General features: G+C 42.2%; 23 protein-coding genes. 10 read left to right on the top strand and 13 right to left on the bottom strand.

What is annotated here, in order from left to right; translation table 11 throughout:
• Positions 1-453: 453 nt before the first annotated feature.
• Both D1367_RS11225 and aroF read right to left on the bottom strand, forming a co-directional pair.
• Positions 454-774 carry a hypothetical protein gene (locus D1367_RS11225; protein ID WP_225892279.1) on the bottom strand — a complete coding sequence of 107 codons (321 nt, stop codon included), beginning with the start codon at positions 772-774 and terminating at the stop codon, positions 454-456.
• Positions 775-845: 71 nt separating this feature from the next.
• On the bottom strand, positions 846-1,718 hold the full coding sequence (aroF, locus tag D1367_RS11220) for a 3-deoxy-7-phosphoheptulonate synthase (protein ID WP_118166532.1): 873 nt from the start codon (positions 1,716-1,718) through the stop codon (positions 846-848).
• Between the two features lie 682 nt (positions 1,719-2,400).
• On the opposite strand from aroF, the gene D1367_RS11215 reads away from it, so the two are divergent.
• Positions 2,401-2,895: a hypothetical protein gene (locus D1367_RS11215; protein ID WP_118166531.1), complete on the top strand. Its 495-nt coding sequence runs from the start codon at positions 2,401-2,403 to the stop codon at positions 2,893-2,895.
• 195 nt (positions 2,896-3,090) lie between these two features.
• A complete protein-coding gene (locus tag D1367_RS11210; RefSeq protein ID WP_118166530.1) occupies positions 3,091-3,789 on the top strand; it encodes a pentapeptide repeat-containing protein in 699 nt (232 codons plus the stop codon).
• Positions 3,790-4,022: 233 nt separating this feature from the next.
• Here the strand turns inward: D1367_RS11210 and D1367_RS11205 are convergent, their stop codons facing one another.
• The 3 genes from D1367_RS11205 to D1367_RS31770 form a co-directional block, all read right to left on the bottom strand.
• Complete coding sequence (locus D1367_RS11205; RefSeq protein ID WP_228674549.1) at positions 4,023-5,336, bottom strand: hypothetical protein; 1,314 nt, start codon at positions 5,334-5,336, stop codon at positions 4,023-4,025.
• A gap of 642 nt (positions 5,337-5,978) precedes the next feature.
• Entirely contained in the window at positions 5,979-6,620 is a 642-nt protein-coding gene (locus D1367_RS11200; protein WP_118166529.1) for a hypothetical protein, read from the bottom strand.
• Between the two features lie 966 nt (positions 6,621-7,586).
• Positions 7,587-7,727: a hypothetical protein gene (locus D1367_RS31770; protein ID WP_220451032.1), complete on the bottom strand. Its 141-nt coding sequence runs from the start codon at positions 7,725-7,727 to the stop codon at positions 7,587-7,589.
• 266 nt (positions 7,728-7,993) lie between these two features.
• Here D1367_RS31770 and D1367_RS11195 point away from each other — a divergent pair, with 266 nt between their 5' ends.
• A complete protein-coding gene (locus D1367_RS11195; RefSeq protein WP_118166528.1) occupies positions 7,994-8,422 on the top strand; it encodes a hypothetical protein in 429 nt (142 codons plus the stop codon).
• Between the two features lie 314 nt (positions 8,423-8,736).
• Here the strand turns inward: D1367_RS11195 and D1367_RS30715 are convergent, their stop codons facing one another.
• Positions 8,737-8,874: a hypothetical protein gene (locus D1367_RS30715; RefSeq protein WP_181985144.1), complete on the bottom strand. Its 138-nt coding sequence runs from the start codon at positions 8,872-8,874 to the stop codon at positions 8,737-8,739.
• Between the two features lie 104 nt (positions 8,875-8,978).
• Between D1367_RS30715 and D1367_RS11190 the strand changes: the two genes are divergently transcribed.
• From D1367_RS11190 to D1367_RS11165, 6 genes are all read left to right on the top strand, one after another.
• Positions 8,979-10,343 carry an APC family permease gene (locus tag D1367_RS11190; protein WP_118166527.1) on the top strand — a complete coding sequence of 455 codons (1,365 nt, stop codon included), beginning with the start codon at positions 8,979-8,981 and terminating at the stop codon, positions 10,341-10,343.
• 145 nt (positions 10,344-10,488) lie between these two features.
• On the top strand, positions 10,489-11,142 hold the full coding sequence (locus tag D1367_RS11185; protein ID WP_118166526.1) for a class I SAM-dependent methyltransferase: 654 nt from the start codon (positions 10,489-10,491) through the stop codon (positions 11,140-11,142).
• Positions 11,143-11,405: 263 nt separating this feature from the next.
• Positions 11,406-12,215, top strand: a complete 810-nt coding sequence (locus D1367_RS11180; protein WP_118166525.1) for an SDR family oxidoreductase — start codon at positions 11,406-11,408, stop codon at positions 12,213-12,215.
• Positions 12,216-12,283: 68 nt separating this feature from the next.
• Positions 12,284-13,687, top strand: coding sequence for a glycoside hydrolase 100 family protein (locus D1367_RS11175; protein WP_181985143.1), 1,404 nt, complete (start codon positions 12,284-12,286; stop codon positions 13,685-13,687).
• Positions 13,688-13,960: 273 nt separating this feature from the next.
• Positions 13,961-14,263, top strand: a complete 303-nt coding sequence (locus D1367_RS11170; protein WP_100900794.1) for a hypothetical protein — start codon at positions 13,961-13,963, stop codon at positions 14,261-14,263.
• Between the two features lie 104 nt (positions 14,264-14,367).
• The gene (locus tag D1367_RS11165) at positions 14,368-14,835 is read left to right on the top strand and encodes a hypothetical protein (RefSeq protein WP_118166524.1); all 468 of its coding nucleotides are present in this window, start codon (positions 14,368-14,370) and stop codon (positions 14,833-14,835) included.
• A gap of 57 nt (positions 14,836-14,892) precedes the next feature.
• Here the strand turns inward: D1367_RS11165 and D1367_RS11160 are convergent, their stop codons facing one another.
• The 4 genes from D1367_RS11160 to D1367_RS11145 form a co-directional block, all read right to left on the bottom strand.
• Positions 14,893-15,075, bottom strand: a complete 183-nt coding sequence (locus D1367_RS11160) for a hypothetical protein (RefSeq protein ID WP_118166523.1) — start codon at positions 15,073-15,075, stop codon at positions 14,893-14,895.
• A gap of 367 nt (positions 15,076-15,442) precedes the next feature.
• On the bottom strand, positions 15,443-18,451 hold the full coding sequence (locus D1367_RS11155) for a UPF0182 family protein (protein ID WP_118166522.1): 3,009 nt from the start codon (positions 18,449-18,451) through the stop codon (positions 15,443-15,445).
• A 136-nt stretch (positions 18,452-18,587) separates the two neighbouring features.
• Positions 18,588-18,785, bottom strand: a complete 198-nt coding sequence (locus tag D1367_RS11150; protein ID WP_118166521.1) for a type II toxin-antitoxin system HicA family toxin — start codon at positions 18,783-18,785, stop codon at positions 18,588-18,590.
• Entirely contained in the window at positions 18,786-19,031 is a 246-nt protein-coding gene (locus D1367_RS11145; protein WP_118166520.1) for a DUF1902 domain-containing protein, read from the bottom strand.
• Positions 19,032-19,201: 170 nt separating this feature from the next.
• On the opposite strand from D1367_RS11145, the gene D1367_RS11140 reads away from it, so the two are divergent.
• A complete protein-coding gene (locus D1367_RS11140) occupies positions 19,202-19,447 on the top strand; it encodes a type II toxin-antitoxin system Phd/YefM family antitoxin (RefSeq protein ID WP_228674551.1) in 246 nt (81 codons plus the stop codon).
• 139 nt (positions 19,448-19,586) lie between these two features.
• On the opposite strand, the gene D1367_RS11135 is transcribed toward D1367_RS11140, so the two are convergent.
• The 3 genes from D1367_RS11135 to D1367_RS11130 form a co-directional block, all read right to left on the bottom strand.
• Positions 19,587-20,183: a transposase gene (locus D1367_RS11135; RefSeq protein WP_118166518.1), complete on the bottom strand. Its 597-nt coding sequence runs from the start codon at positions 20,181-20,183 to the stop codon at positions 19,587-19,589.
• Between the two features lie 321 nt (positions 20,184-20,504).
• Positions 20,505-20,708 carry a hypothetical protein gene (locus tag D1367_RS30100; RefSeq protein WP_147337355.1) on the bottom strand — a complete coding sequence of 68 codons (204 nt, stop codon included), beginning with the start codon at positions 20,706-20,708 and terminating at the stop codon, positions 20,505-20,507.
• A gap of 11 nt (positions 20,709-20,719) precedes the next feature.
• On the bottom strand, positions 20,720-21,193 hold the full coding sequence (locus tag D1367_RS11130; protein ID WP_118166517.1) for a hypothetical protein: 474 nt from the start codon (positions 21,191-21,193) through the stop codon (positions 20,720-20,722).
• Between the last annotated feature and the right edge of the window lie 162 nt (positions 21,194-21,355).

Genomic DNA, 21,355 nt, shown 5'->3' with positions numbered 1-21,355 from the left:
AAGTTTCTTGAAGTCTTTTGTGCTTTTACTTTTTTGATTCCTATAAAAACCATAACATACATCTCACTAATTTATTTGTCGAATTTCAATTTATTTATCTATTTGTTAGAAGAATATCCTTAGGATCTTTATTAGCCATAAGTTACGCGTTAATAGGTTACAAGTTAGTGAAATTATTTATCATAGTTAATTTGTGCAGTTAGATACTATTGGGGATTTTATAAAAGTAATTCAAGCTAATGTTCGACAACAAAAACAAATCTTTCTTATTTTTGCGGTCAAAAATTTCGTAATCAAAGTAGAAGAACTCTCAATACGGTTCGGTTAGGCAAGAGACGCGATAAATCGCCGTCTTTACAATTAGCGGCGTGTCATCAAAAAACCTTATCTGAACCGTATTGGAATAACTCTTGCGATCGCACCAAGGATCTAACCCAAGCGATCGCAATCATATTAAAAATTAACTTCTGCTTTCACATTTAGGTGTTTTGTGCAGTCTGTAGCAGCTTCCGCTTTAAGAGTAGGAACTTCTGCTTTGACGTTTCGGTGTTTCGCGCAGTCTGTAGCAGCTTCCGCTTTAAGAGTAGGAACTTCTGCTTTAACGTTTCGGTGTTTCGCGCAGTCTGTAGCAGCTTCCGCTTTAAGAGTAGGAACTTCTGCTTTGACGTTTCGGTGTTTCGCGCAGTCTGTAGCAGCTTCCGCCTTAAAGATAGCTACGAGTATCAGATGGCTAGAGGTATTCGTAAAAGCGATCGCTGTTTGTCTTTTAGCCAAAATAAATATTTTGACTCAAACATTTAATAAAAGCGATGCCTACAACGGTAAACTACGCCCTTAACTAAAATTTAAGCTGCACAAAAAATTGGGGCAGGTTTGGAACCCGCCCCGATCGCTTCTGATATACTGCGCCCAACGGCTGTTGCTACAGGCTTTAAACTATCAACTAAATGCACCATATTTTCTAAAGAAAGTGCTTGACGGGCATCAGAAACAGATTTTTCTGGTTCTGGGTGACATTCAATAATTAATCCATCAGCACCGCAAGCGATCGCAGCCCTAGCCACAGGTGCAACCAACTCCCGTTTCCCAACGGCATGGGAAGGATCTACAATCACAGGCAGATGAGTTATTTGTTTGAGTGCTGCCACTGCTGCTAAATCTAGAACGTTGCGGGTGTAATCATCGAAACTGCGGATACCTCTTTCGCACAACACCACATCAGGATTCCCGTGGCTAAGAATATATTCAGCAGCCATAACGAATTCTTCAATTGTCGCTGCTAACCCACGCTTGAGCAGTATTGGTTTACCAGCTTGTCCCAAAGCTTTGAGCAAGTCGAAGTTTTGCATATTGCGACTACCAACTTGAAGCATATCAGCGTGGGCGGCAACTACTTCAATTTGAGAAATTGACATAACTTCGGTGACAACCGGCATATTGTAATGCGATCGCACCCTTGCCAAAATTTCCAATCCTTCTTCTCCCATACCCTGGAAAGCGTAGGGAGATGTGCGGGGTTTGTAGACACCGCCACGCAACCCCTGTACTGATGTAGTAGATAGCTTTTGGGCGACTATCTCCATTTGTTCTAAGCTTTCAACAGTGCAGGGGCCGCCGATAATTACCAGTTCTTCGCCCCCGAAAGCGACTTTTTCGGAAATTTTAACGATTGTCTGGTGGTTTGGATGAGATTGTGCGGCAAGTTTGGCGTTAATCATGGTTTCGTTCTCCTAAAAATTGAGTATTGGATTTTGCGGATAATAAAAAAGCCCGAAACCTTTGAAGAGTTCCGGGCGCGTTCTGATTCATTGGCATGACGCTATTTACCCGGAATTTAGTCTGGGCCAAAAATAAAAGCCATAAAACCAGCTATTCAAATAAGTCATGACAATGAAATTCTCCTTAAAACAACAAAAACCGCAGAGTTCGCTCTGCGGTTCACCGGGCGGTTTCCATTAGGAAACTCGATTCACTCCCGGTGAACCACCCTATACCAAAAATAAAAGTAGGAATTTGTGTTAAGCATTTGCGGCACTTTTACTGGAAAACTTAATAAATATACCTATTTCAACTAACATTAACAGGAAGAGTAAGCGGTGTCAAGACCCCACAAACCATAAAAAAGCGATAGACTCAGTAAAAATGTGGGAGTGAATCAGAGGCAAGGGAGTAGGGAGCAGAGGGGAAAGAGGTAATTTTTGATCGTAAGTTCAAGGGTTTAAGACCCCTACCTCTACATACTCTACATAATATAGATATAGCACCAGTTTCAGTTGGGATTTAAATCCCCGTCTCAAATGTCTAAAATGTTTGAATTTTGAATGCGTGAATTGTTAATCTCCCCCTGCCCCCTGCCCCCTGCCCCCCTGCTTCTTTATCTTAGGATCATTCAGTTTGATTATGCCTAGTTCCAAAATCTTAGCCCAATCTTTCGACTATTATGGAGTTTACCCCTGCCCAGTCTGTCGGATAGGTAAGATTTCTCACATGCCAATGATGGAAGCTATGGCTTGTGACTTTTGTCAAGAGATTTTTACAGTCAACTTAGAACTAGAGCAAATCAAAATGCCTTCTAGACAACCACCCTTAATTTGGCGTTGGAATGGGTTTAGTTGGACAGAAGGCCAGTTGGAAGGTGTGGAATTAGGTTGGGGTTATGGACTAGCAGCAGCAGTTTTTGTAATTCTTCCCACTTCTTTAATTGGCATAGTAGCTTACTATTTTCCTGCTAATCTCAAAGAACCCATTACCTGGACGCCATATATTTGGACGATATTAACTTTCTTGTCACATTTATCAATTATTGTTTGGATTGTGATTGAAATTTATCAGATTCCAGTTGCAGCATATTTGAGAGCGATCGCTCGATGGAGAAATGGGGAGATGGGGAGATGAGCAGGAGAAGAAGCAGGGGAGCAGGGGGCAGGGTGCAGAGGAGAGAATAAAAAATTACCTCTTTCCCCTCTGCCCCCCGCACCCCGCCCCTCTGCCTCTTTTCAATGCCCAATGCCCAATGATTAATAACAAATGATGCAGCGAATAGATTGCTCCATCACTCATAATTAAGTTGATTGTCCACCAAAATATCGTATGAGCGATCTGGAGCACTACTATAGAGTTTTGGAATTAGAGCCTGGGGCAACACTTGAGGAAGTGAACCAGGCTTACAAAGATTTAGTCTTTGTTTGGCATCCCGATCGCATTCCCAAAGACAATCTCCGTTTACAGCAGAAAGCACAAGACAAGCTGAAAGCCATAAATGAAGCTCGTGAAAAATTGCGTTCTCTAAAAACCAAACATCAAACCACACATCACTCACCACCACCTCAACAGGAAAAACCATCTCAAACAACCCAAAAACCATACTCACCGCCACCTCAACAGGAAAAACCATCTCAAACAACCCAAAAACCACCAAAGCAAAACTCAGACTTGAGTGGCAAAGATTACAGTCGGGCAAATTTGAGCAATAAAGACTTATCTGGCAGAAATCTGAGTTATGCCAATTTGAGCGGCGCTAATCTCAGCGATACTTTTATGCACAAAGTCAACCTCAGAGGAGCGAATTTATCTGAAGCAAATTTATTTCGGGCAAACCTACTTTTAGCGGATCTTAGAGAGGCGAATTTACGCGCTGCTAATTTGATTGGAGCGGATCTCAGTGGAGCCGACTTGCGAGGAGCCGACTTAACGGGAGCGCGGATTCGTTCTGGTGAGCGCCTTCTGGTTAAACTAGTTGGTACTAACTTAGCAGGGGCAATTATGCCTGATGGTTCAATTTTTCAATAGCTGAGGCTGCGCTATGACACAGAGTTTACTAATCAAGCTGAAGCTGAGATTTATGATTTGTTACTAAGGGCTGGCCCCTTACGCGGCGGAGAAATTCACCAAACTTTACACATGGGCTAATGGCACTAAGAAAAGGCGAAAGGCTTGTTTCCTAAAAGCTTTTTCTAGACTGGTTTTTACGTTAAGTTGACACGTAGGGGCAGTGCCGTGCCCCTACGAGTGTACTGTAAGAATTATGAATTACGGATTTTTAAAGAGCGGTGTTTGTAACGGACTATGCATAGTAGAACAACTAGCAATAAAAGCGCTTTGATCATTGATGGCTCCACTACCCTCTTCACTTCCGTAGGGGTTTTAGGAGTAACATTACACGGAATCTCAATAATCTGTGTGTGATCAGAACCATTACCACTAGGAGTCAGATCGCATTCGCCTGTGTTAGTGAGAGACAAAGGTGGATTTCCTGAAGGAACAGATGAAACAGATGCTTGAGCTGAAGAACTATCGCCATTTAGTAGTAGAAGCAGAATTAAAGCAAGACCCCCAATTCCGAATATTGGCCAGAGTGGAAAGGAATCAGGACTGTCTTGTACTAAAACATCTCCTGCAGAGGCAGGGGAAGTATCGAGGGCCATTACTTCTCCATCCAACGCTAGGGGATTATCACTCAGCAATATATCTCCTGGGATATCTTCTCCCAATATCTGACTAAATTCCTGTGGAATCGCGTTAATGGGACGTCCGAGTTCCCCACCATTTTCAGAGTATGGAAAGGATAGTACTTCAAAAATCCTCTGTTGGAGTTGGTTTGGATTTCCAGAATTCAACGCATTCAAGCCTGTAGAGATTTTATTGAAATAGAAATTCGTCATCTCTGGCGACAGACCTAAAGACTGAATCTGCTCCTTAATATTGGGAATTTTTGAGGCTTCCTCAAAGAGTAGTCGTCCGTATGACAACTTCAAGTCTAGTAATCCATTACGGAGACTAACCGAGTTATTGGTTCCTGAGTATGGTGACCAGTAGAACTGCTTGGTTACAAGTCCGAGTCCTTCTACTGGATTGCGACCAACAGGTTGTCCAAGAAGGTATTGAGAACTATCCATGATTGCGGGGGATTGGTTTCTCCAAAATGAGGCGTAAGGCACTTCAGAGAGATTGGGATTGTTACCGTAAAAGTTAGCAAAATTCTGGAAGTTTTCTTCCCCACCAGCTGCTCGGATTAAGAGGTTTTGATAGCTAGTCCCCTCCTTTGAATCTAGTAATCGCTGGATTACCGATCCAGTTTTATTGCAGGTCAGACCAAATCCCACATCACATCCAGGAATGACTCGCATCTGGCTCAGGTTCTGGTTATTAATTTGGTACTGGAGATACTCATACTCCAGTCCTGGTTGAATACCATAGCGTCCAATATTGAGCTGTGCAAAACTAGACTGACACGTAGTGAGTACTACTGCAACAGATGAGAATAGGATGGTCGCAAACCGAACGCCTTTCTCTACGAAACGCTCCGCGTAGCGTCCCGCTCTTAAGTGGTACGGCATTGCAATTCTTTGAACGATTGATTTAGGCAAGATGCACCTCCACTAAATGACAGCAATTTCATTGGTTGTTCACGTCCCTCTTTCAGTCCGTGGGGTTGATATTAATAGCTCTATAAATCGAATGGCACTAAGTTGAATAGCACTAAATTAAGATACAGCCCTTGCCCTGACTGGTTCCTCTTTCTTGACGAGAGGCAGCAGCCCATTCTGAATAGAATGGCACGCTTGTAAAGCCCAAAGGCTTGTTTAGCCTCGTTCCCAGCCTCCAGGCTGGGAATGTATTCTCATAGGCTCTGCCTCTGGTCAAGCTACTGGAGGCGGAGCCTAAGAGAATGGGTTCCCAGCCTGGAGGCTCTTAACCAGTCAGGGTAAGGGCTGTATCTTTTCTTAGTGCCATTCCATTCTGAATACATTCCCAGTCTTAAGACTCTTAACGAGACTACACAAGCCTTTGGGCTTTACAAGCGTGCCATTCCTCTATAAATCCAATAGGTCGCAGCAATACCGCAGACTCACCGAGTCTGCAAACAGCATTCCTATCCTTGGTAGCTACGATTAGGGATTGGGAGAAAATTTCTTTACGAGTTGAGTGAGGTTTGAATCCCCATCTATACCCATTTCACTCCCCACTCCCTAATTCATTCAACTCTTAGGTAGAGAAATATTGATCGTGATTCCGGTACCTTTGAGATTTCCTGATGAGAGGGTGTGATATAAGACCAATCCCCGGTTTGGTTGGTCGAAAAGAAACCCACGACGTGTGGGTTTGATCTTGCCTTCTTTTACTAAGGAGACAAAGGCTTCTAAATATCTATGTATACCTTGACGGTTCTCTGGACTAGTATTCGTATGACGCTTAATCAGAATCATAAAGAAGTCCAAACTACGATTTTCCTGTCCCTGAATCAGACTGCCCTCATCTAGGAAAGAACTTGCTATGAGCCTGTCATCAACTTGTTTAACCTTAAATAGGGTAAAGTAACGCCCTTCTTTTTTAGGATCGTTCGCATAACAGATCCAAGAACCCTCTTGATTTTGTATAAAACCCTGTTCAGCAAGGTAAGAAAGCAAAGAATTACTTGCCTTGGTTTGTACGGGAGGTAATAAATTATCAATAGGATCTATTGAGCAAATCTTCTGCGTTGTTTTCCGTAGAGAAGCAGCCAGAGTCTCCTGAGTATAGACTTGCAGGGGCTTGTCATTAGCCATTGCCATAGTAGACATCGCAGCGATCGCAGATATTTGGAGAGCGATCGCTCCAAACAAACTAACAATGATATTCATGTTTTTCCTGTTACTGTTGCTGATGTTGGTAATAATCGAGTCGTTACTAAATCAAGATTGATCTAGCAGTCCTAAATCATTTGTTAAATTTAAGTGTTTGCCTCATTTGGTCGAGGTTGCTTAAGTTTTCAGCGATGAAATAGGGCTTTTATATAGGTAAATAACCACAAAGAGAAATCAATATCTAAATAAAACACACAATACTAATGTCTCATTGACAATACAAATTTGGCTTTTCGATATTTTTACATATACGAAAAACAACTGACTTATTGTCAAAAACTTTCTATTTACTCTTGTCTAATTTTTTGCCTATTTAAGAGAGTTTTAGACCTTTTTAGTAGCTTTAATGATTTCTAAAAGAGGACTTTATGAGTTATTAAGTACCTTGTATAAGCAGAATTTCAAAAGCTCTGTGCTTTGCACGGTGGCGCTTTTGCGGATTTACTTTGTGGGTTGAATAATTTTTGTTTTTTGGAGGTAGCACACCTAACTAGCTGTTCCAGCATATTTGCAAATTGATGTATAAAATAATATCTCCTAACAGTAAAATAATATTACCATGAGCTTGAGACGTGCAACACTATTGTGGACAGTTGTCAAAGTTGTACACTGTGATTTGTAACTACCTCTTGATTAAATTTCATGGCAAATAGCTAATAATCAAAATCAATTTACTTATACATCACTAGCACTGCAAGGCGGAAGTCACGCATTCACGCATTCACGCATAATTTTATTCCGAGCTTCTTGCGCCATAAGAAAATGGTATGTTTATTTCTGCCGTGCTGTACTATATTTGAAAATATAGTAGTTTTGCTCTTAAGTTAGCAAAGACATGTTCTAAATATAACTATTTTATCAATAAAAATACGTAATAAATATATCTGAATTATCGCCGGATAAGCCTGATTTTCTGGACTTTAAGCTACAAGCGATCGCATCAAAGAAAGTTCAATTAGATTACTAAGTATAAAATTTCCTATTTAGCAAGTTGTTGTTGCTATAGACCTTAGGGAACTCCAAAAAATAAATTATTCCACATTCAAGTCGTTGACTGTTGACTGTTGACTGTTGACTGTTGACTGAAAACTCGTGAACCGTCAACGGTCAACGGTCAACAGTGAACAATAGCAATGGAATATTTTTTTACTTGGAAGTCCCTTATAAGCGTCTAAGGCTCAGATTTCCAAATTGGAAAATTAAGTAGACCTATATATATATTGTTCTCACAACGAAAGAGTATCTCTTTAAATTTGCCCTGTAGATAGAGGAATATGCTGATAAAACTTGGTATATTTAGACGTTTTAGCGGTAACAAGCTTTGACTACAATTAAGATATTAACTTGGTATTTTTACAACCCTTGGCAGCATGAATGTGGAATTTTTTAACAGGATTCCTTTGATGCCTTTAATATTACTATGGCTGGCTTACACTCTCCTGGGATGGTATCTTGCTGCTAATCATATTATTTGGTTAGTAGGAGCTTTTGTCGCTGCTATGGTTATAGCTGTAGTGCGAAAGAGCATTTCTTGGTTAGAGCGTTTAGTTGAATTTGGCTCTCAAACCTTAGTTGTTATATTATTTTTAAGTATATCAATTGCTTTAGTAGCAACTTGGTCACTATTATTAAGGCTTTTTCTCATACCCCTAGCAACTACGCTTTTAGCTGATTTGGAAATGCGCTTTTCTAGCTTCAATAAGCATGATTCATTTTGGGTTTTAACAGTCATAGCAATATTAGGTTTGGTAATGGGCGAATTGATAGATATTTTACTTTTTCCCAGTACCAGATACTAAAAGAGTAAGGGTAAAAAAATATTTTTGTTATTTATTACATAAGGGCGCCCATCTGTGCGACATTAGTTAATCTGAAGTTTTAAGCGATCGCTGTCATTAGCTATTTGATAAAATAAAGCACGATTAGCTACTATTAGTCAATCATTCTCTAGGTTACTATAAAATCTCACTCACGGAAGACGTTTTATTGAGTCAGATTTTCTAGCCTATTAACAGAATTAAGACAAGCTAACAATGTAAATACTTCTGAAAAAAATCGGAGGTAGGTGGGGGGATTTGGGCCTTAACAGGGAACTGCGACATAGTTCCTTGTTTCACATTAATTTGCCATTATTTTGAGAAGCATAGATGTTGTCTAACACGAGAAATGGAAGCGATCGCTGTAGGGAGATTGCTCTGAATGTGGCAAGATGGATATTACCGTTTGAAAGCATATCACTGATGATTGTCATTTTTGAGTCACATTTATTTTGAACCATAGAGATATAGCTAAAACAGTGCAAAAGAAAGATGAAACAAAGCGGCGATCTCCCACTCAAAACTAATAAGGAGTAATGTGAGTAGACGTAAAGACTACAATTTGCTTCAGCAGTCAGAAACAACAGAAGTAGCAGCACCTAAGCCATCCTTAAGATTACCAGACGCAGTGGCTCTGATTGTCGGTATTGTTATTGGGGCAGGGATTTTTGAAACCCCGGCTCTAGTTGCAAGTCAAGCAGGTAGTAATATTGCTGTACTACTTCTTTGGTTAATTGGTGGTTTGGTATCTCTGGTAGGAGCGCTGTGCTATGCAGAGTTAGCCACTGTCTATCCCGATGTTGGTGGTGCTTACTATTATTTGAAACGTGCATTCGGGCACAGAGTCGCCTTTTTATTTGCCTGGGCGCGGATGACAGTGATTCAAACTGGTTCTATTGCTTTGTTGGCATTTGTTTTTGGCGATTATGTTTCTCAGATATGGCGGCTAGGAACGTTTTCGTCTTCTATCTATGCAGCCATAGCGATCGCACTTTTAACTGCTTTGAACATCATCGGTTTGCAGCAGGGTAAGTGGACACAAAACTTGCTCAGTGCTGCGAAAGTTCTGGGTTTATTACTGGTAGTAATTCTTGGGCTTACCGCCATTCCTAATTCTGCTGTTGCCGCCCCTGTGGAAGCTGCATCATCAGGAACGTGGGGATTGGCGATGGTGTTTGTGCTGCTCTCTTACGGCGGTTGGAATGAAGCGGCTTACATCTCGGCAGAAATTCAGGATGGACGACGTAATATTGTGCGATCGCTAATGTGGAGTATTGGCATCATCACTGCTATTTACTTACTCATCAATCTGGCTTACCTGCGGGGATTGGGATTAGCAAACATGGCCCAGTCGGAAGCAGTAGCCGCAGATTTAATGCGCTCTCTTTGGGGCGAACCGGGAGCCTTGTTTATCAGTGTATTGATTGCGATCGCTACTTTAGGAGCAACCAACGCCACAATTTTTACCGGAGCGCGTACCAATTTCGCACTGGGACAGGATTTTTCGCTATTTGGTTTTATGGGGCGCTGGCAACAACGTCCTAGTAGTCCTACCCATGCCTTATTAATGCAAGCTGCGATCGCCTTAGCACTGGTTTTTTTAGGCACGCTCACTCGCAAAGGCTTTCAAACAATGGTGGATTACACCGCCCCGATATTTTGGTTGTTCTTCTTGCTTTCCGGGATATCACTGCTAGTATTGCGAATCCGTGAACCCAACATAGTGCGCCCATTCCGTGTACCATTTTATCCTTTCACACCATTACTCTTTTGTGCCGTTTGCGCTTACTTGCTTTATTCCAGCTTGGTTTATACAGGTGTGGGAGCAATTGCAGGTGTTTTAGTTGTGGCAGCAGGTATCCCCCTGTTGTTCTGGAATAACTATCGCCAAGGTCGGACTTAATACAATTTTGGACTTCGACTTCGCTCAGTCGAGCGATTTTGGATTGTGCAACCTAAACCTCAGACTATAAGCAATTCAAAATTCTATGACTATCAGTTGTTTTACTAACTACTGACCACAAGCTACTCAATCAAGGAGAAAATTGATGAACTTCAAAAAAATTCTGTTTTTATTGGTTACAGGCGTTAGTATTACCAGCTTGGGAATTGCTGGATGTGCGCCGCAACAGCAAGATTTGGAAGCCGGGACACAACCTTCTACTTTAACAGGTCAGACCGAAACCGAAACACCAGTTACGACAACAACTCAAACACAAGAACGCCCCGGCGATGTTCCTTATGTACCTACACCACAGCCAGTGGTAGATGCAATGTTGAAAGTGGCAAAAGTGGGTAAGACTGATATGCTTTACGACCTTGGTAGCGGTGATGGCAGAATTGTTAATACTGCGGCACAAAAGTTTGGTACGCAGGGTGTCGGCATAGATATTGACCCCCAACGCGTCAAAGAAGCTAATGAGAATGCCCAGAAGGCAGGAGTAACCGATCGCGTGAAGTTTGTCCAACAAGACTTGTTCAACACTGACTTTAGTAAAGCAACAGTAGTTACACTTTACTTGCTGCCTGAAATCAACCTCAAACTTCGCCCCAAGCTATTGAGTGAACTCAAACCTGGTACTCGCATTGTCTCCCATGCCTTCGATATGGGCGACTGGAAACCAGATCAGACGCTGACTGTAGAGGGCAAAACTATTTACTATTGGGTAGTTCCTGAAAAAGTGCCAGCGAATTTGCGCTAGGGACTAATACCGAATGGCACTAAGATAAGTCCAAAGTCTTGTGTTGCCTCGTTCCCAGGCTCCAGCCTGGGAACCCATTCTGGGAGGCTCCGCCTCTCGTCAAGAAAGAGGAGGCAGAGCAGCCCATTTGGAATACATTCCCAGTCTTCAGACTTTTTAAATTCCCTCTATTGGGGGTTGACAATAGCAACTTTAATACTCAAAAGAATAATCTAAAATCCAAAATTTTTTGACTGTTGCAAATTCAAGTAAGGGCAGAAAATATGATAGGGTTAAAAGGAAAGAATGCTTTAATTACAGGTGCAACTTCAGGTATTGGTCAAGCGATCGCTATCAGACTCGCCGAAGAAGGGTGCAACATCGCCATCAATTACCGCAAAAGCCCTGAAGGCGCGGCAGACACGGAAGAGATGGCACTACAAAAAGCCTGCGGAAATATCGAAAATTGTGGTGTGAAGTCGCTACTGGTTCAAGGAGATGTCTCCCAAGAATCAGACATTGTTGAGATGGTCAACACCGTAGTAAAGGAATTTGGCAGTTTAGATATTCTAGTTAACAATGCTGGCATTCAAATAGAAAGTCCGTCTCACGAAGTTACCACAGCAGACTTTGACCGAGTAATTGCAGTTAACCTCCGGGGTGCGTATCTCTGCGCTCGTGAAACTATTAAACACCTCCTGTCTGCTAATCGTCCGGGGGTGATTATTAATATTTCCAGCGTTCACGAAATTATTCCGCGACCGATGTATATCAGTTATTCCATTAGCAAAGGCGGTATGGAAAACCTGACCAAAACTTTAGCATTGGAATATGCAAGCCTTGGTATTCGTGTCAACGCTATTGCCCCCGGAGCAACAGTCACGCCAATAAATCAAGCCTGGATAGACGATCCTGAAAAAAAGGCGATCGTGGAAAGTCACATCCCAATGGGGCGTGCTGGCTCCTCGGAGGAGATGGCAGCCGCAGTAGCTTTTTTAGCTTCGGATGAAGCCGCCTATATCACCGGACAAACCCTATTCATAGATGGTGGATTGACTCTGTATGCTGACTTCCGAGAAAGCTGGTCAGCTTGAAAAAGAGGCAAGGCTTGCGTACTTTCCACAATTAAGCCGATACATACCATTAGTGGAATTAAACGCCCATGACTAGCGCCATTGATCAAAACAGTCTCCTGGAAGCAGAAGCCTGGGAATTGTTGGAAGAGTCGATAATTTATTACCAGGGAAAACCCATTGGTACTGTAGCCGCCAGAGATGCGGAGGCGGATGCACTCAATTATGACCAGTGTTTCCTCCGCGATTTTGTCCCTTCTGCCTTGGTGTTTCTCATGCACGGCAAAGCAGAGATTGTGCGTAATTTCTTAGTAGAAACACTGAAATTACAAAGTCATGAAAAGCAGATAGATTGCTTTGAACCAGGAGCGGGATTAATGCCTGCAAGTTTCAAAGTACATTCTAATGGGAATGAGGAATTTTTGGTCGCTGATTTTGGTGAACTGGCGATCGCTCGTGTTCCCCCAATTGATTCTTGTATGTGGTGGATTCTCTTGCTACGCGCTTATGAAAAAACTACAGGCGATTTGACTCTAGCGCGTCAGCCAGATTTTCAAGCAGGAATCAAGTTAATTTTGGATCTTTGCTTGGTACATCGCTTTTCTATGTACCCAACAATGTTAGTTCCCGATGGCGCGTTTATGATTGACCGTCGTATGGGAGTCTACGAACATCCTCTAGAAATTCAGGTGTTATTCTATGCATCCCTCAGGGCTGCTACTGAATTGCTTTTACCAGATGGGGATGGCGATAGCTACATTGGCAAAGTCAATAGGCGATTGGGATCTTTGAAATATCATATCCGCAACTATTATTGGCTAGACCTGAAGCGATTGGGGGAAATCTATCGTTACAAAGATAACGAATTTGGTAAAGAAATTGTTAATAAATTCAACATCAACTCAGAATCAATCCCCAGTTGGTTGACCGAGTGGTTGCCCGAAACTGGAGGATATTTAGCCGGAAATCTGGGGCCTGGACGGATAGATTTTCGCTTTTTTACTCTGGGAAATCTGATGGCAATCTTAACTTCCTTAGCAAGCGAAAAAGAATCTCAAAGCATTATGAATTTATTTGCCCAACGTTGGCAAGACTTGATCGGCTATATGCCTGTTAAAATTTGTTTTCCAGCAATGGATGGTTTAGAGTGGAGAATTGTTACAGGATGTGATTCTAAGAACAGGGCTTGGTCTTATCACAACGGCGGTAACTGGCCCGTTTTGCTGTGGTTATTTACCGCAGCAGCATTGAAAGCAGGTAGAACAGAACTTGCCCAAGCAGCTGTAGCCATTGCCGAAAGGCGTTTATTTAAAGATAAATTCCCTGAATACTACGATGGCAACAATGGCCGTTTGATTGGCAAAGAAGCTAGAATTTATCAAACTTGGAGCATTGCCGGCTTGCTAGCAGCCAAAAAGTTCGTAGAAAATCCAGAGTACTTGGAATTAATCAGCTTTGCAGAAGGACTTGAAGTCCCAGGCTGTAGCCTGTAGGTACTGATTGCCCCGCAAGGCTCTAAAGAAAATATGTGATTTAGCTGTGTGATTATATAGGGTGTCTCTGGGTAAAATCCTGATCAACAGATCGAGCGATCGCACAGCCTCTTTTCTACCAAAGCCTGAGCAATGAGCTACCCTCTGTCTAAATCCCCTTCTCAAATACCCGATAACTGATACACTATATAGTAAGAGGTATCTGAAGTGTCATACTTAGTAATATCACCAGATAGTCTTTGCATAATTAACACGTTTTAACGTGTATGAACCATGAAAAATACTTCAGATTTAATTTCAGAATTTGAACAACTATTCAGACAAAAATTGCAACTAAATAATTGTAAACTTAGAAAGAAAAGACAAGAGAATAATTATGAAATTATTACTCCAGCTAAAGACATTTTTTTGATGTATTGGTCGGAATTCCCAGACGTTAACTTAATATATCAAGCTGTAGGGGTACGCACTCAGCAGACTAGTGTTTATGAACGAGCTATCCGCTCTCACATTAGTTCTAGTCTGAGTAGTATTCAGGAGAATCCTAGCTCTGAATCACCATTATTGGTGAACTAACTAATACTCAGATAACATACAGAATATTTACTAAGCTCTCGCCAGTTTTTATCATATAACTGACGAGAGTTGATCACCGAAAATCTGTTGATCAAGAGATAAAAATGCAATCCGAAAAAAATCAAGATCAGCTAGATTATAAAACCTTGTTAGCCAATGCCAAGCAAGCCTTAAAACTTGAATACCATAAATCAGCCGCTTTAGCATCCCAACTGCAAGCCGTAAAAACTCAGTTACAGCAAGTTCAGGCTGAAAACAAAACTCTCAGGGAGAGTGCTTACGAAGATGTAGTTAAGCACTTTGAGGCGCGAACTCAAGCAGCAGAAGCACTAGCACTAAAAACAGAAGTACGGCAAAGATTCCTTGAAGCCAATGGTTGCAACGATGATCACAGCTTCAATACTCTATGGGATAGTATTAAAAATAAGATTCAGATCCAAGATGGTGAAGTGAGAATCGTTGCTCAAAATGGCACTCCTAAATTCACTTTAACAGGCAGCATGATGACTTTGAGGGATTTTATTCAATCCCTCAAACAAGACCCAATCTCTAGAAAGTTTTTCTCCAACTAAAGACCCAAATTCATGAAACTATGTCGCTAGAAGCTGGCTAAAGATTGTCCAAGAAAGCTATTCATCTTCATCTCCTGGCGGTCGTTCGCTCTCGCTTTGTTGGGCATCCCACTCCAAAATAATGCGTTCCAACATCTCAGACTGCGTACAGTTATTAACATCGGCGTACATTTTAATCAACTGCCTCACTTCAGGACTGATGTGGCGAATCTCTAGTTGGTTATTTTGTAGCATGTCCATTAACTTTTAGTGTCTATTACTTTATGTTGACCCATTAAACTATTTCTGTTGCAATAAATTTTGTTAATGGCGATGTCTTACGACAACCCGCTGCGCGTCTACGCTCACTGTCGCCTGCTATTTAAAAGGGAACAGGGAACAGGCAAGAGGGAACAGGGAAATCCCCATAATTAAAATTAGGAGATTTGTACAAGGACGTATTTTTTCTTGCGCTGCGCGTCCCCTTAAAAAATGTTTTTATTTTTTTTCATAAATAAATTTAGGGGCTTTAGACCCAAAATTCGGGCAGGTTTTCAAAGCTGTTCCCTGTTCCCTCTTAAGAGTTCCCTGCCCGAAGGGCTTGGTAACAATTTAGCCTTAAAATCGCTTAACCTGGCGGGGCTGCTTCTTCAAAGGGACGGATAATCGGCGGGGCTGGTGTAACCTCAGGTTTAAAAATTGCCTGCAATGCTTGTTCTAAGGTTTGTGCCATGACAATGCGGTTTTCGTAAGCCACAACTACCCGCACCAAAGTTGGTAAGCTATTCTGTGTGGCTTCTAAATAGATTGGCTCAACATACAGCAGCGATTGCTCAATGGGAATTACTAATAGATTGCCTTGAATAGCTCTCGATCCCTGACGATTCCACAGGGAAATTTGCTGAGAAATTACTGGGTCTTGGTTAATTCGCGCCTCGATTTGCTCTGGGCCGTAAACCAGCCTTTCTTTAGGAAAGGAATATAACAATAATTTACCATAGTTATCACCATCCGATCGCGCCGCTAACCAAGCGATTAAATTAGTCCGTTGTCTGGGAGTATAGGGTAGAAGCAGAATAAACTCTTCAAACGGTACAGTGGGTAAACTAGTAATCAAATAATACGGCTCTACCGGACGGGCTTCGCTGCCATAAATTTCGTTAGGAATCTGCCACTGATCTTCCCGGTTGTAAAATACCTGGGGATCGGTCATGTGGTAGGTCATCAACCGCTCAGATTGAATTTTGAAAAAGTCTACCGGATACCGCGTATGAGTGCGGAGATTGACTGGCATTGTACTGAGCGGTTTGAACATGTTGGGAAATATCGCTGACCAAGTGGCAATGATCGGATCGCTTGGATCGGCAATATAAAAGTTAACAGTACCGTGATAGGCATCAATCACGACCTTGATAGAATTACGAATGTAGTTGATCCCCTCGCTACCAGTGTCTGAGTAAGGATAGCGATCGCTCGTTGTGTAGGCATCAACAATCCAGTAAAGATAACTGGGATTACTTGGTAAATCAAGATTTGCATCAGCAGCTACTAAATAAGGGTCGCTGTCAAATTTCAAAAAAGGTGCGATCGCTTGAATACGTTGCTTCACATTTCGCCGGAACAACACCTTTGTCTCAGGCAAAAAGTCCCGTGTGAATAACATTTGCCAATCCTTCAAATACATGGCAAATAGCCAGCGTCGCCATGCTGAAGCAATTTCAACGCCACCCAGACCATCATAAGAGTTGTAAACATTGTCACTACCACTGGGATAGTCTAGCTCTCTAACTCTTGTGCCAGTCATCACGTAGGTATTAGCTATTTCACCGTAATAAATTCGGGGTTGCCCAATGGGAATACTGTCACGAATCGCTTCACTGGAAGTTGTCAGGGCAGTACTATTACCGCTAATATCTTTGACAAAATATTCTGGTAGCCCACCCGGCCCAACTGTATTAACTGGGCTAACAGTGAACCCAAAACCGTGGGTATAAATTAAATGGCGGTTAACCCATGTTTGAGCTTCCTGTGGTACTGCACTGTAGTTTAGTTCTCGTCCAGCAATCAGTACCTGCCGCCGTTCTGTTGGTTCATCTGCTTGCTGCTCAGGTTCTGGCGGTTTTTGGGGGGCTGATGGTCGGCGTGAAGTGACATCTGTTTTCAGAGTATACCGATCAATATCGGCATCGGGGAACCGATAATACGGCCGAATTTGTTGCAGTTGACGGTTAGTTTGTAACAGTGGCCGCTGATCCCAAAGGCGAATATTCCGAATTGTCAAGTCATTATTTTGAATATCAGCTTCAGTTAGTGTTCCTTGGGGGTTGAAGGTTCTGGTATCGATCGCCTCTAAATCGAATGCTTGGCGAGTTAAGGCAATAGTCCGCTCAATGTAGGGTTGCTCTCGTTGCAACTCATTAGGTAGGACAATTAAAGATTGCACCACCGTAGGTAGAATAAGGTCAGCAGCTACAACTAGTACTAGATAAAGCCCTAATCCGTAAAACATCAAGTGACGATACTGAGATTTGGGTTTCCAGAAAAAGGTTTGCCAAAGTAGGTAAGTTGCGATCGCAACTGCCACGATGCACAAGACGGTGTAGGCTGGCAACTGGACTGTCACATCGGTATAGCTGGCACCATAACTTACTCCACGCGTAGAATACACCAGTTCATAGCGACTCAGCCAATAACTAAAAGCCACTACCAGCATCAACAAGCCACCCATACCGGATAAATGACGCTGCTGCTGGGGTGAAAAACCAGGGAAAATCCCCTGACTCAAACTGTCAGCCGATAAGAGATAAGTGAGAGTAACAGCGACAAAGCCATACAAACATAATCCCATCAGCCAGAGTTCTAGCAGTTCCCAAACGGGTAAGGAAAATACGTAAAAGCTGATATCTCGACCAAATAAAGGCTCAGTGCTGTTGAAAAGAGTAGGGTGTAAATATTGCAGCACCTTTGCCCAGTTTTGGAATAGGATGAAGGCAAAAATGGGACTGAAGAGAACTGCGATCGCAGTTAGTAAGAATTGGGGATAGATTAAGATGGCGATCGCTATTCCCACAATTAAACCGAAATACCATACTTGAGAGAAAATCTGCCTCAAGAGTTGCCAGATTGTCTCTGGTCGAAATAGGGCAATAATGGGTTGACTAGCTTTATTAACTGGAGGATGCCAGTAAGAAAGAGCAATTTGACCATAGTGAGCCAGCATTAACCCGATCAACAAGCTCAGTACGAAAGCTAGGGGTAATAACCAGCGCAATCTGAATGGTTTAAGGCGTTGCGGTGTAAGTGTCCGGGTTTCGTTGCGTGTTTGATAATGAGGACTGAGAAAATTCTTTAATTCACTGCTCAGTTCTGCTTCCTCACGCCTCACTTCTTCAATCTTCAGCGACTGGGGATATTTTAACCGTTGTGCGAGAGCCAGGTTTAGCAGTAGATAAGCAGCAGTTATCCCAGCCACGATTACCCACAAGACACCACGAGTTACCACCCTCAACAGAAATACTTGGAGGTAGCCGACTTCCTGAAACCAAAAAATCTCTGCTCCCATGCGGGAACCCAGATCGAGGAGTAGCCACAGCCCGAAGAATACAATTAATAGTCTAAAGCCCCATTTCCAATACATTTGATTCACCATCATTGATCCTTAGAACTCGGTTGTTGAAGTTCAAAGCACAAGTTCCGAGTTCCCAGCCTCAAGCTTGCTGATTAAAAGTCTATTTTTTCTGTTCTAGCGTCCTTACTTGCTACTTGCTACCTCCCTAAAAAGCTTTGGGAATTCCAGCTTGTTTCAAAACTCCGTTAGCGGTATGGCGTGACTTGATGATTCCGTCTACAACAAACCAACGATCTGTAATTGGACTGTACCAGATTTCATGATCTCCTTTGCCTTGCCGTTCAAAGTAGCACCCAACTGCTGAAAGCATCTTTTTCAACTCAGGAGTAAACGACGCACCCATCTATGAAGCCACCTTAATCAACTCTTGTCGATGGCTAGTTAACTCAAAGGTGATAGAACCCACATAGTCAGGAGGGACAATTTTGTTGATAACGATCAGTTCTGGAATTATTTCTCGCAGTTTTTGCGTCAGAACCTCAATCGTAGAAGCTTCTGTTACTAATCCAGGTACGTCATCACTAGTTGCTACCCAAACTTCTGCGTCTGAATCCCAAAATGCTTCAACCTTAAATGTGATTTGTGCCATCATTGAGTGCTTACAACGTAGTTTCAGTTTAGAACATCTGAGTTCTCAGAGTAAGCCCAGACGCACGATTAGGCGACAAGCGATGTTTATGACGGGACGGGCTACGCCAAGACATTTTTGCTCTAAGTTCGTAGATAAACTAAAGTAAAGTTATCGTGAGCTAAAAAAGCATGATGTCTTCGCTTCCCGTCAACGAGGCTCAAAATAATTTACAAGAACTGATAGACCAAGTTGCAGAGCAGGGTAAGCCTGTGATTATTCAGGGCGATCGCGGTAATGCGATTCTGCTGGCGGAAAAAGACTGGTCTGCAATTCAGGAGACTCTTTACTTGTTATCTGTACCTGGAATGGGAGAATCTATCAAAGAAGGGCTAGCAACTCCGATCCAAGAATGCGATGAAGAGTTGGATTGGTGAGTCAGCGCAGTAATTTTGAATTTTGAATTGTTTTGACGCATTCTACATATTGATTATGAGGGCACGGCAATGCCGTGCCCCTACAATGTGTTGCGTCTCAGTGCGAATTGATGTTTATAACCAAACACATGATTTTTGATTAAAAAGGGATATCGAAAATGTAATCTAGAGCGTCAGAATTAGATGTTGTGTTTTCTGGATCGTCTGCCCAACGCTGGGGATTATTGACAATATATTCTCGGATGTTATCTATAGATTTTTCTTCTCTGCCAATGTGTTCATAAAAATTGCGTTGCCAGATTGATTGTCCTTTAGTCTGCCAAATTATATTAATGCGTTTGCTGACAACGCTTTTATAACTACCAATAACTGTAGATATAGAACCGCGTACAGGTTTACCGAATTTTTCTGTGTTGCGTTCGGGATGTTGATTAAGGGCAAGGCAATGCCTTGCCCCTACAGGGTTGTCGGTTATGATTAAGATGCCGTGTATATGGTTAGGCATAACCACAAAGGTATCTAATTCAATGTGGGAAAAATGAGCGGGTATTGTTTGCCAGCAATTTAAGGCAATATTACCTAAAGAATTTAATTGCATTTCGCCGTTAACCACATTACCAAATAAACATTGCCGTCCTCTAGTGCAGATGGTGATGAAATATGCACCATGTTGGGTGTAATCGTGTCCTTTTAAGCGGATAGAATGCCGATGATGTTTTTGTGGATTATAAGGCATAATTTTCTATATTTATTTATGATAATTTTTTATTTATTTTAATGTTGATTTTTACCTTCACCCCATAAAAATAACGTAGGGGCAAGGCAATGCCTTGCCCTCCAAGAAATTTCGCATCTCAACGATAAATAATATTTTTCCATCCAGCACCTATTACATTTAAATAATGCTAATTCCTCTATAAAAAATTACAAATAAATTCTTGGCGGTGGTGAACATTTCTATGAGGGCACGGCATTGCCGTGCCCCTACGTTAGATATTTGTGGTGGCTTGATTTTTTAGGTTTATCAAGAGAGAATATTAAGGAAAAAATTCGCCTTTTATTCACCATCATTTACGTTTGGATCTCGGATGTTGCTGTTCAAAGGACGAGCGATCGCCTTCCACTCACCATCATTCACCTTTGGATCTCGGATGTTGCTGTTGTAAGCATGAAGTTCCGAGTTCAGAACTCGGAACGCCGAGCAATTTACTCCAACATCCGAGTTCTGAACCTCAACATTGCACCTTAGAAGTGCAATCACCGAGCTATTTTCTACAACGCTGCGGCTTGAGGCTTGACTTTCCGAGATTTACGGGCGAACCGTTGCCCCATTTCCTCAACTACTCCATCTAAACCAGCGCCTTGTCCACTAGCTTTGGCATAGTTATACACCTGCAACGCGGCTGCATAAGCTTCACTACCCACTGCTAGAGATGTATCATCCACCAACTCTTGTAATTGTGACAAAGACAGCAATACTGGATACAAAGCTTCAAATAATTGTACGTCTTTCCGCATCTCATCGAGGTCAAACGATCGCGGCAAAAACTCTGGGTTCTGTGTCGCCACCTCCAATGCTTTACTTACAAAGGCGCGGCTTTTATCTCCCATCTTGGGTAAAGCTTTCCGCTCCTCGTTAGTTAAATCAATCAAAAATGGTAGCTTTTCTTTAATGGTAGCGATCGCTTGCAATACAGCATCTCTCTCTAATGGCGCTAGTGTTGCACTAATTGGGGCTGTGGACATAGAAATTAGTCTCCAGTATGTTGCTTAATTTTAGAGTGCCCACATATACAACAAAATTACCAAATAAGGGCATGGCAATGCCGTGCCCTTAGATCGTTGTGCCCCTTGAGAAAAATCGCACATCGCGCTAGTCTTCATTGACGTAACCGCACGCTGTAACAT

Origin of the sequence: Nostoc sphaeroides (assembly GCF_003443655.1) — a bacterium.
Classification (GTDB): domain Bacteria; phylum Cyanobacteriota; class Cyanobacteriia; order Cyanobacteriales; family Nostocaceae; genus Nostoc; species Nostoc sphaeroides.
The sequence above is the reverse complement of the archived record's forward strand: the minus strand, read 5'-3'. Positions and strand labels throughout refer to the sequence as shown.

Bases quoted from the DNA above. Each gene is read 5' to 3' on its own strand.
- D1367_RS11215 (WP_118166531.1), top strand. From the start codon at position 2,401: ATGCCTAGTTCCAAAATCTTAGCCCAATCTTTCGACTATTATGGAGTT.
- D1367_RS11155 (WP_118166522.1), bottom strand. From the start codon at position 18,451: ATGTATTGGAAATGGGGCTTTAGACTATTAATTGTATTCTTCGGGCTG.
- D1367_RS11150 (WP_118166521.1), bottom strand. From the start codon at position 18,785: ATGGGTGCGTCGTTTACTCCTGAGTTGAAAAAGATGCTTTCAGCAGTT.
- D1367_RS11165 (WP_118166524.1), top strand. From the start codon at position 14,368: ATGCAATCCGAAAAAAATCAAGATCAGCTAGATTATAAAACCTTGTTA.
- D1367_RS30715 (WP_181985144.1), bottom strand. From the start codon at position 8,874: ATGACAATCATCAGTGATATGCTTTCAAACGGTAATATCCATCTTGCC.
- D1367_RS11145 (WP_118166520.1), bottom strand. From the start codon at position 19,031: ATGGCACAAATCACATTTAAGGTTGAAGCATTTTGGGATTCAGACGCA.
- D1367_RS11210 (WP_118166530.1), top strand. From the start codon at position 3,091: ATGAGCGATCTGGAGCACTACTATAGAGTTTTGGAATTAGAGCCTGGG.
- D1367_RS11160 (WP_118166523.1), bottom strand. From the start codon at position 15,075: ATGGACATGCTACAAAATAACCAACTAGAGATTCGCCACATCAGTCCT.
- D1367_RS11185 (WP_118166526.1), top strand. From the start codon at position 10,489: ATGAACTTCAAAAAAATTCTGTTTTTATTGGTTACAGGCGTTAGTATT.
- aroF (WP_118166532.1), bottom strand. From the start codon at position 1,718: ATGATTAACGCCAAACTTGCCGCACAATCTCATCCAAACCACCAGACA.
- D1367_RS11195 (WP_118166528.1), top strand. From the start codon at position 7,994: ATGAATGTGGAATTTTTTAACAGGATTCCTTTGATGCCTTTAATATTA.
- D1367_RS11200 (WP_118166529.1), bottom strand. From the start codon at position 6,620: ATGAATATCATTGTTAGTTTGTTTGGAGCGATCGCTCTCCAAATATCT.
- D1367_RS11180 (WP_118166525.1), top strand. From the start codon at position 11,406: ATGATAGGGTTAAAAGGAAAGAATGCTTTAATTACAGGTGCAACTTCA.
- D1367_RS11175 (WP_181985143.1), top strand. From the start codon at position 12,284: ATGACTAGCGCCATTGATCAAAACAGTCTCCTGGAAGCAGAAGCCTGG.
- D1367_RS11135 (WP_118166518.1), bottom strand. From the start codon at position 20,183: ATGCCTTATAATCCACAAAAACATCATCGGCATTCTATCCGCTTAAAA.
- D1367_RS11130 (WP_118166517.1), bottom strand. From the start codon at position 21,193: ATGTCCACAGCCCCAATTAGTGCAACACTAGCGCCATTAGAGAGAGAT.
- D1367_RS11205 (WP_228674549.1), bottom strand. From the start codon at position 5,336: ATGCCGTACCACTTAAGAGCGGGACGCTACGCGGAGCGTTTCGTAGAG.
- D1367_RS11170 (WP_100900794.1), top strand. From the start codon at position 13,961: ATGAAAAATACTTCAGATTTAATTTCAGAATTTGAACAACTATTCAGA.
- D1367_RS11140 (WP_228674551.1), top strand. From the start codon at position 19,202: ATGATGTCTTCGCTTCCCGTCAACGAGGCTCAAAATAATTTACAAGAA.